The sequence below is a fragment of the Mycobacterium innocens genome, assembly GCF_900566055.1.
Classification (GTDB): Bacteria; Actinomycetota; Actinomycetes; order Mycobacteriales; family Mycobacteriaceae; genus Mycobacterium; species Mycobacterium innocens.
The window spans coordinates 18,111-27,663 of record NZ_UPHQ01000190.1 but is presented as its reverse complement, the minus strand read 5'-3'; the positions used below and the strand labels follow the sequence as shown (position 1 = coordinate 27,663).

At 64.3% G+C, this 9,553-nt stretch carries 6 protein-coding genes and 1 tRNA gene; 5 read left to right on the top strand and 2 right to left on the bottom strand.

All coding sequences use genetic code 11. From position 1 onward, the window contains the following. Positions 1 to 135: 135 nt before the first annotated feature. Positions 136 to 567: a hypothetical protein gene (locus tag EET03_RS18545; protein WP_075542523.1), complete on the bottom strand. Its 432-nt coding sequence runs from the start codon at positions 565 to 567 to the stop codon at positions 136 to 138. A 167-nt stretch (positions 568 to 734) separates the two neighbouring features. Then, positions 735 to 808: transfer RNA gene (locus tag EET03_RS18540), tRNA-Arg, on the bottom strand. Positions 809 to 995: 187 nt separating this feature from the next. Here EET03_RS18540 and lipQ point away from each other — a divergent pair. From lipQ to EET03_RS18515, 5 genes are all read left to right on the top strand, one after another. Further along, positions 996 to 2,249 (top strand): esterase LipQ, encoded by a 1,254-nt coding sequence (gene lipQ, locus EET03_RS18535; RefSeq protein ID WP_063469371.1) that lies wholly within the window; start codon positions 996 to 998, stop codon positions 2,247 to 2,249. Between the two features lie 211 nt (positions 2,250 to 2,460). Then, entirely contained in the window at positions 2,461 to 3,933 is a 1,473-nt protein-coding gene (locus tag EET03_RS18530; RefSeq protein WP_075542554.1) for a WS/DGAT/MGAT family O-acyltransferase, read from the top strand. Beyond that, complete coding sequence (locus tag EET03_RS18525; RefSeq protein ID WP_099193650.1) at positions 3,930 to 5,708, top strand: HAD-IB family hydrolase/lysophospholipid acyltransferase family protein; 1,779 nt, start codon at positions 3,930 to 3,932, stop codon at positions 5,706 to 5,708. The genes EET03_RS18530 and EET03_RS18525 overlap by 4 nt, the downstream gene beginning before the upstream one ends. Continuing rightward, positions 5,705 to 8,095, top strand: a complete 2,391-nt coding sequence (locus EET03_RS18520; protein WP_075542525.1) for a glycerol-3-phosphate 1-O-acyltransferase — start codon at positions 5,705 to 5,707, stop codon at positions 8,093 to 8,095. The genes EET03_RS18525 and EET03_RS18520 overlap by 4 nt, the downstream gene beginning before the upstream one ends. Before the next feature lie 892 nt (positions 8,096 to 8,987). Further along, positions 8,988 to 9,503: a single-stranded DNA-binding protein gene (locus EET03_RS18515; protein WP_075542555.1), complete on the top strand. Its 516-nt coding sequence runs from the start codon at positions 8,988 to 8,990 to the stop codon at positions 9,501 to 9,503. Positions 9,504 to 9,553: the final 50 nt, after the last annotated feature.

The following is a 9,553-nucleotide window of genomic DNA, read 5'->3' as shown; positions in this document are numbered from 1 at the left end:
GTCGCGACTACCCCAGGAAGCAGCGAACCCCACCGGGACCTGGAACCCGGCGTCACCGCACGACACGCGGCGCCGAAACCTACCCGGCACCACGAAATCAAGATCAACAAGCGTCGCCGGCCCCACACCACGGCGTCACCTACACCCGCATGAAATTTTGAGGCTAGCGTGACGCGTCCGCTCGTTGTATTCCTCGGCGATCCGGCGCATCTCTCTGAGCATCGCCAGAAGCTGCCGGCGATTGGGCTCACTCAGGGTTGGATCGATGGTGATCGTTGCCGCCGAATCTGTCACCTCAGCTGGTCGGGTGGAGATTCCCATTGACTCCAAAGCCGCATTGGCGACGGTTAATGGCGTGACGCCCAGCCCTGCCGCGAGCGCGAATATCACATCTCGTTTGATGGACTCCACTGGACCGTTGCGGACCTGCCCTAACCGGGACTTGCCTATTCCGCGATAGCCCGCCGACTGCATTCGATGCACCACATCGGTCAGACTCCATCGATTATCCGGATGATCCATCCGGTCGGTGATGAGTTGCTTGCGGCCGGGATTGTCGGCGCTCATACCGTCTAACGATAAGCCCATGCTGCGACACCCGCGCAGCTCAACACATTTCGTCCCCCGGCTGGCCTACTGCTCCGAGGCCAGCCGGGGGGATCTTGGCGTTTCGGCCAAACCCTCAAGGGGTGCACTTTGGGGTGTACGTATATTCGGCACATCGGTCTGACCAGTGCCCCCGGCACGACTCGAACGTGCGACCTAGGGATTAGAAGGCCCTTGCTCTATCCACCTGAGCTACGGAGGCAATGCGCAGGTCAGTCTATCCAAACCGGGATTCAAGATCAGTCCCGGCGACACGACGGATCTGGAAAGTCTTCCGCTACGCCGAAAATCGGTTATGGTGTGAGCCTCGACACACGTACAACACCGGCCGGTAAGCGGCCGTTAACCGCAACGACGCGTGTGCCCGACGTCGAGGGGTGGGCTTTGTGATGTGCATGGCCAGTGTGACTTCGCGGTGCTCACGTGCTGGTGCCGAGGCGCTGCGGCAGGGAGCGCAGCTCGCGGCAGATGCCAAAGACACCATTCGGTCCGGTGCCGTGCTGCTTCGGGGCTCGCCGTTCGCGCTCGGTTGGGTCGCGGGTTGGGTGTCCACAGAGTTTCCCCTGCACGTATTGACCGGACATGCGTTGTCTCGGGTGTCGCCTCCGGCGCTCGGCCGATTCGGCACCGCCTGGGCGGCGCAGCGAGCGGACTTGGCGCTCACCGCGGCTCTTGAGGAGTCTTTTGGTCCGGACTTCCGTGACCTGGTGTCGCACCCGAGCGGGGATCCTTCCGCGTTCACCCGGCGGGGCAGCCTGCTGCCGTCGGGCCCTCGCCGCCGCTACGCGGCCCAGACCTCCGACATTTCCTACGGTCCCGGTGGTCGGGCGCATCTGCTCGACATCTGGCGGCGTCCCGACCTGGCGCCGGGGCGCCGTGCGCCGGTGCTGATCCAGGTTCCCGGGGGCGCGTGGACGGTCAACGGCAAACGTCCGCAGGCGTACACGTTGATGAGCCGGATGGTGGAGCTGGGCTGGATCTGCGTGTCGATCAACTACAGCAAAAGCCCGCGCTGCAGTTTCCCCGCACACGTCATCGACGTCAAAAGGGCCATCGCCTGGGTCCGCGAGAACATCGGTGACTACGGTGGCGACTCCGACTTCATCGCCCTCACCGGCGGGTCAGCCGGCGCGCACCTGGCTTCCTTGGCGGCGCTCACTCCCAACGATCCGAGGTTTCAGCCCGGGTTCGAACACGCCGACACGACAGTTCAGGCGGTCGCACCGTATTACGGGGTGTACGACTTCACCGACTTCGACAACATGCACGAGATGATGCTGCCGTTCCTCGAGCATTTCGTGATGAAGACCCGATATGCCCAAGAGCCGGAGCGATTCACCTCGGCTTCACCGATTTCCTATGTGCACCGGGACGCGCCCCCGTTCTTCGTGCTGCACGGCGACAAAGATCCACTGGCGCCGTGCGCGCAAGCACGGGCCTTCTGTGCGGCATTGCGCGGGGCGGGTGCCACCACGGTGGCCTACGCCGAGCTCGCCAATGCCCACCACGCTTTCGACATCACCCCGACGGTCCGATCCCGGCTGGCGGCCAATGCCGTCGCTGATTTCCTCGGGGTTGTGTACGGTCGGCGGGCCAGCTCGTTGCTGAGTACGTTGGCCCTGCAGGCGACTCCGGCCAGCTGAACTCACCGGGCGCAAGCCGAACTCGCGTGCCCTCGGAAGTCGTGTCGCGCGGGTCTGGGCACCCGAGCCAACGTGTGGATCCTCACTTTCACCGCCGCTGCAACCGGACTAGCGTTGTGTCTGCATTTCGGTTGACGGTCTGACGCAGGAGGCTTGATGGCGGTGACAGGGTTGGCGCGTCGAGTTATCCCGTCCTGGTCGGGTCGTGACCATGGGTGAGCCCGTCGAGACCGCCGCATTGTCCGACGAGCTGGGACCGGTCGACTATTTATTGCATCGCGGCGAGGCCAATCCGCGGACCCGTTCGGGGATCATGGCGCTGGAACTACTCGACACCACGCCTGACTGGGACCGTTTCCGGACCCGCTTCGAAAACGCCTCCCGACGCGTGTTGCGGCTGCGGCAAAAGGTCGTCGTTCCCACGCTGCCTACCGCGTCGCCGCGTTGGGTGGTCGATCCCGACTTCAACCTCGACTTCCATGTGCGCCGGGTGCGCGTCGCCGAACCCGGCACGCTGCGGCAAGTATTCGATCTCGCCGAGGTGATTCTGCAGTCGCCGCTGGACATCTCGCGGCCACTGTGGACAGCCACACTGGTCGAGGGCCTGGCCGACGGCAAGGCCGCGATGCTTCTCCATGTCAGCCACGCCGTCACCGACGGTGTCGGTGGGGTCGAGATGTTCGCTGAAATCTATGACTTGGAGCGGGAACCACCACCGAGGCCGACGCCACCGCAACCCATTCCGCAGGATCTGTCGCCCAATGACTTGATGCGCGAGGGCATCAACCATTTGCCCATGGCCATTGTCGGCGGCCTTTTGGGCGCGCTGTCCGGGGCGGTGTCGGTGGCCGGGCGAGCGGTTCTGGATCCCGTCTCCACGGTGTCAGGAATCGTGGGCTACGCGATGTCGGGCGTTCGGGTGTTGAACCGCGCCGCCGAGCCCTCGCCGCTGCTGCGGCGGCGTAGCCTGACCACCCGCACCGTGGCGATCGACATCCGGCTCTCCGAACTGCACCGGGCCGCCAAGGCAGGTGGCGGGTCGATCAACGACGCCTACCTCGCGGGTCTGTGCGGCGCGCTGCGGCGTTACCACGAGGCCCACGGCCTGCCGATCAGCACCTTGCCGATGGCAGTGCCGGTGAACCTGCGGGCCGAAGGCGCCACGGCCGGCGGCAATCAATTCACGGGAGTCAACTTGGCGGCGCCCATCGGCACCGTCGATCCGGTGACCCGGATGAAGAAGATCCGTGCCCAGATGACGCAGCGCCGCGACGAGCCCGCGATGAACATCGTCGGTTCCATCGCGCCGGTGTTGAGCATCTTGCCCACAGCCGTCCTGGAAGGGATTACCGGCTCGGTGGTGGGCTCGGACGTGCAAGCCAGCAATGTCCCGGTCTACCCCGGCGACACCTTCGTCGCCGGTGCAAAGATATTGCGGCAGTATGGCATCGGCCCGCTACCGGGTGTGGCCATGATGGTGGTCCTGATATCGCGGGGCGGGTGGTGCACCATCACCGCGCGCTACGACCGGGCATCCGTGCGAAACGACGAGTTGTTTGCCCAGTGCCTGCTCGAAGGCTTCGACGAGATCTTGGCGCTGGCCGGTGAGCCGGCGCCGCGGGCGATCCCGGCGTCCTTCACCGCCCCAGCCGGTACGGCGTCTCGTTCGGTGTCGGGCTCATGAGCACGTCGCAACAGCAAGGCGAACAGCGCGAGGCCGGCAAGCCTGGCGGCGACTTGCGGCTACCCGGATCGGTGGCCGAGATCATGGCCAGCGCTCCGGGGCCGAAGGTCGGCGCGTTTTTCGATCTCGACGGGACGTTAGTCGCGGGCTTTACCGCCGTCATCCTCACCCAAGAACGGCTGCGGCGCCGCGATATGGGTGTCGGTGAGCTGCTCAGCATGGTCCAGGCCGGTCTGAACCATACGCTGGGACGCATCGAGTTCGAGGATCTCATCATCAAGGCGTCTTCGGCGCTGCGGGGACGGCAGTTGAGCGATTTGGAGGAGATCGGCGAGCGGCTGTTTCACCAGCGGATAGAGCCCCGGATCTATCCGGAAATGCGCGAGCTGGTTCGGGCTCATATGGCCCGTGGGCACACCGTGGTCCTGAGCTCGTCGGCGCTGACCATCCAGGTCGAACCGGTGGCCCGCTTCCTGGGCATCACCAACATGCTCACCAACAAGTTCGAGGTCAATGAAGACGGATTGCTCACCGGCGATGTGGTGCGACCGATCTTGTGGGGGCCCGGCAAAGCCGCAGCGGTACAGCGTTTTGCGGCCGAGCACGGCATCGACCTCAAGGACAGCTACTTCTACGCCGACGGAGACGAGGACGTCGCCCTGATGTACTTGGTCGGCAATCCGCGGCCGACCAACCCCGAAGGCAAGATGGCCGCCGTCGCCAAACGCCGCGGCTGGCCGATTCTGAAGTTCAACAGCCGCGGCGGTGTGGGTCTGCGGCGGCAGCTGCGAACACTCGCCGGTTTCAGCACAATGTTCCCGGTCGCGGCCGGGGCGGTAGGCCTCGGTGTGCTGACCGGTAGCCGGCGGCGCGGGGTGAACTTCTTCACCTCCAACTTCTCCCAGTTGTTGCTCGCCACCAGTGGTGTCCACCTGAATGTGATCGGCAAGGAAAACCTGACCGCGCAGCGTCCGGCGGTGTTTATCTTCAACCACCGCAACCAGGTTGACCCGGTTATCGCCGGAGCGCTGGTGCGCGACAACTGGGTTGGTGTGGGCAAGAAGGAACTGCAGAACGACCCGATCATGGGCACCCTCGGCAAGCTACTGGACGGGGTGTTCGTCGACCGCGATGATCCGGTGGCCGCGGTGGAGACGCTGCACACCGTCGAGGATCGCGCCAGAAACGGGTTGTCAATCGTGATCGCCCCCGAGGGCACCCGGTTGGACACCACCGAAGTCGGGCCCTTCAAGAAGGGGCCCTTCCGGATCGCGATGGCGGCGGGGATCCCCATCGTGCCCATCGTGATTCGCAATGCGGAGATCGTCGCCTCGCGAAACTCCACGACGATCAATCCGGGCACGGTCGACGTCGCGGTCTTTCCGCCGATCCCGGTCGACGACTGGTCTCTCGACACACTCCCGGACCGCATTGCCGAGGTGCGCCAGCTGTATCTGGACACCCTGAAGAACTGGCCGGTCGACAAGCTGCCCGAAGTCGACTTGTCCGCAGAGCAAGAAGCGGCGAAGAAAGCACAGGCCGCGAAGAAGCAACCGGCCAAGAAGGCCCCGGCCAGAAGCGCGGCGAAGAAGCAACCAGCCAAGAAGGCTCCGGCCAAGAGCGCTGCCAAGAAGGCCGCGAAGACCACATCGGGCAAGTCGACTCCCCGCCGCGAGTCGAAAGCCGCCGTCACCGACGGTGAGGTTCCACAGCCGGGCACCGACCAAGCCGATGCCCCCGAATCGTCGGGCTCTGGGCCCAAAGGACTGCCGTGACCAAACCGGTCGCCGACACCAGCGCAGTCCTCGCTGCTGAAGACACGCTGGTGCTGGCTTCTATGGAGTCGCCGGTCGAGATGCAGCTGATCATGCGTTGGCTGGATGAACAGCGGACCCGTCATCCCGAGGCGAAATTCGACGTTCTGAGGCTGCCGCCCCGCAATGCGCCACCGGCGGCGCTGACCGCACTTGCCGAACAGCTCGGGTGCGGGCCCGAAGCTGACTCCGAATGTCTCGAGGACCGATCGATTGTGCCGGTGCGGGTGTTCTGGCTGCCGCCACCGGATCGCAGCAGAGTGGCCAAGGTGGCAGGGCTGCTTCCGGGCCGGGATCCCTACCACCCCAACGCAGGTCAGCAGCGCCGCATCCTGCGCTCTGACCCGCGGCGGGCCAGGGTAGTGGCCGGGGAGGCCGCCACGGTCTCCGAGTTGCGCCAGCAGTGGCGCGACACCACCGTCGGCGACAACAAACGCGATTTCGCCCAGTTCGTCACCCGAAGGGCAATCCTGGCGTTAGCACGTGCCGAATACCGGATCCTCGGACCGCAATACAAGTCGCCGCGGCTGGTGAAGCCAGAGATGTTGGCGTCAGCGCGGTTTCGTGCCGGGCTGAAGAAAATACCCGGTGCCACCGTCGAAGAGGCCGGGAGAATTCTCGATGAACTGGCCACCGGTTGGAGCCAGGTGTCGGTAGACCTGATTTCCGTCCTGGGCAAGCTGATCAGCCGCGGGTTCGATCCCGAATTCGACTACGACGAATACCAGATCGCGGCCATGCGCTCCGCGCTGGAAGCGCATCCGGCGGTCTTGCTGTTCTCCCACCGGTCGTATATCGACGGCGCGGTGATACCGGTAGCCATGCAGGACAACAGGTTACCGCCGGTGCACATGTTCGGCGGCATCAACCTATCGTTCGGCGTGATGGGTCCCCTGATGCGCCGTTCGGGGATGATCTTCATCCGGCGCAATATCGGCGACGATCCGCTGTACAAGTATGTGCTCAGGGAGTACGTCGGCTACGTCGTCGAGAAGCGCTTCAATCTGAGTTGGTCTATTGAAGGTACGCGGTCTCGCACCGGAAAGATGTTGCCGCCCAAGCTGGGACTGATGAGCTATGTTGCCGACGCCTACCTTGACGGCCGCAGCGAAGACATTTTGCTGCAAGGGGTGTCGATCTGCTTCGACCAGTTGCACGAGATCGCCGAATACGCCGCCTACGCCCGCGGTGCGGAGAAGACGCCTGAGGGTTTCAGCTGGCTCTACCGGTTTATCAAGGCGCAGGGGGAGCGCAACTACGGCAAGATCTATGTCCGTTTCCCCGAAGCGGTTTCGATGCGACAGTATCTCGGCGAACCGAACGGTCCGCTAGCTCATGATCCCGCCGCGAAACGGCTTGCGCTGCAGAAGATGACGTTTGAGGTGGCGTGGCGGATCTTGCAGTCGACGCCGGTGACCGCGACCGGATTGGTGTCTGCGTTGCTGCTTACCACCCGCGGGACCGCACTGACGCTCGACCAGCTGCACCACACCCTGCAGGATTCACTTGACTACCTGGAGCGCAAGCACACCCCGATGTCGACGAGTACGCTGCGGCTGCGTTCGCGCGAAGGAGTGCGCGCAGCGGTCGACGCATTGTCCAACGGACACCCGGTCACCCGGGTGGACAGCGGCCGGGAACCGGTGTGGTACATAGCGCCCGACGATGAACTCGCGGCGGCGTTCTATCGGAACTCGGTGATCCATGCCTTCCTGGAGACCTCGATCGTCGAACTGGCGCTCGCCCATGCCCGGCACACCGACGGTGACCGCATGGCCGCTTTCTGGGACCAGGCGATGCGGTTGCGCGATCTGCTGAAATTTGACTTTTACTTCGCCGATTCGGCAGCGTTTCGTACCAACATCGCCGAAGAGATGGCCTGGCACCAAGATTGGGAGAGCCAAGTCGCCGCCGGCGCCAACGGGATCGATGCGATCCTTTATGCCAAGCGGCCATTGATGTCAGATGCGATGCTGCGGGTGTTCTTCGAAGCGTACGAGATTGTCGCCGACGTGTTGCGCGACGCTCCTGCTGATATCGGGCAGAAAGAACTGACGGAGTTGGCGCTCGGAGTCGGCCGTCAGTACGTGGCCCAGTCACGGGTGCGCAGCAGCGAGCCGGTGTCGACGCTGCTGTTCGCCACTGCGCGCCAGGTTGCCGTCGATCAGAACCTCATCGCGCCGGCTCCAGACCTGCTGGAACGCCGGATCGCTTTCCGGCGCGAACTGCGAAACATTCTGCGCGACTTCGACTACGTCGAGAAGGTCGCGCGCAACAAGTTCATCGCCCGCGAGTTCCAAGCACGTCGGGGACACGCCGAAGAGAAGTCGTCGAGCACCGCCCAGTAGCCGGGGCGGGCGGCGACACCGGGTCCGGCGCTCAATCCGCGGGCGCAGTCCCATGTCGCGGCAGTCGCAGCCGTCACACCAGTTTGGCCCGCTTGGCTCAAATCAGCGCACACCGAGGGGGCCACGTCGCATTGGTCGCAACTGTCACATGTGTCCCTGCGTCGGTCGACTCGCGATGTGCCCCGCTCACCCGGAAATTCATGGTGACCACGAATGTGGGTTCAACGATGTGCTCTTGCGCAGCCTTGGATGCCCACGCACACTTGGGCTCTGTTTTCGGCATGCCGATGCCGCACCTTCGCTCAAACCGCTCGTGATGGCAGACGTTCGGGAGATGTCTCACGTGCTCACCGAATCGGCTGTCATGCCGCCGTATCGAGTGTGCAATGACGGCTTTGACTGTGAATGTAGGGCGGTAACCGCCGCGATCGGCCGCCCTGACGGCACACTCGGCGCCGCCAGCGCACACTCGGCGCCCTGACGGCACACTCGGCACATCAGCAAGCGAATCCGCGATCAAAGGACTGCAGCGACCCGGTGCTGCGAATCGTGAGCTAACCCGGGTCGCAGCTGTCCCACTGTTTGTGATTGGTTCTGATACGCGTCTTGCCCGGCTACCAGCGACAAGTCAAGGCGCACAACGGAATTGTCGCTGATCGTCGGGCACAACTTACCCTGCGGCCGGTGCCGAGCGGTGTAACTGGTGGCACTCGGGCCATCGCGATAGCGGGGCTGTTATCCCCAGTTATCCCCAGTCCCGACCTTTTCCACAGGCCTACCTCGCCAGGGCTCTCGCCGGCGCCGTTTGTTGCTGACTTGTCGGTGACCGGGGGCTCAATGGGCATCAGCACGAGCACTACCTCGCACGAATGGGAAAGGAATGTGGAGTCACATGTTTGAAACGCAGCTGACCGTCGTCGGTCACATCGTCAACGACCTCCAGCGCCGGAAGGTCGGAGACCAGGAGGTCGTCAAGTTCCGGGTGGCAAGCAATTCACGCCGACGCACCAGCGACGGCGGTTGGGAGCCGGGCAACTCGCTGTTCATCACCGTCAACTGCTGGGGCAGGCTGGTCAGCGGCGTAGGCGCGGCGCTGGGCAAGGGTGCGCCGGTGATCGTGGTGGGCCACGTGTACACCAGCGAGTATGAGGACCGCGACGGCAATCGCCGGTCCTCGCTGGAGATGCGGGCGACGTCGGTCGGTCCAGACCTCTCGCGGGTCTTCGTGCGGATCGAGAAGCCCAGCTACACTGGCCCGAGCTCTGAGAACGCTCCGGCAGCCGAAATGACAGGGCAGTCCGGGACCGTCGTGAACGACGACTACCTCGCGGCCCGGGTTGATTCCGTCCCGGACGCGGCTGCCGCCCAGAACGCCGCCGACCACACCGCGCTACCGCTGTCGGCTTGATGCCGGTAGGCGGTGCCTAGGATGGTCGGCGGGATACCCCGGATAACCCG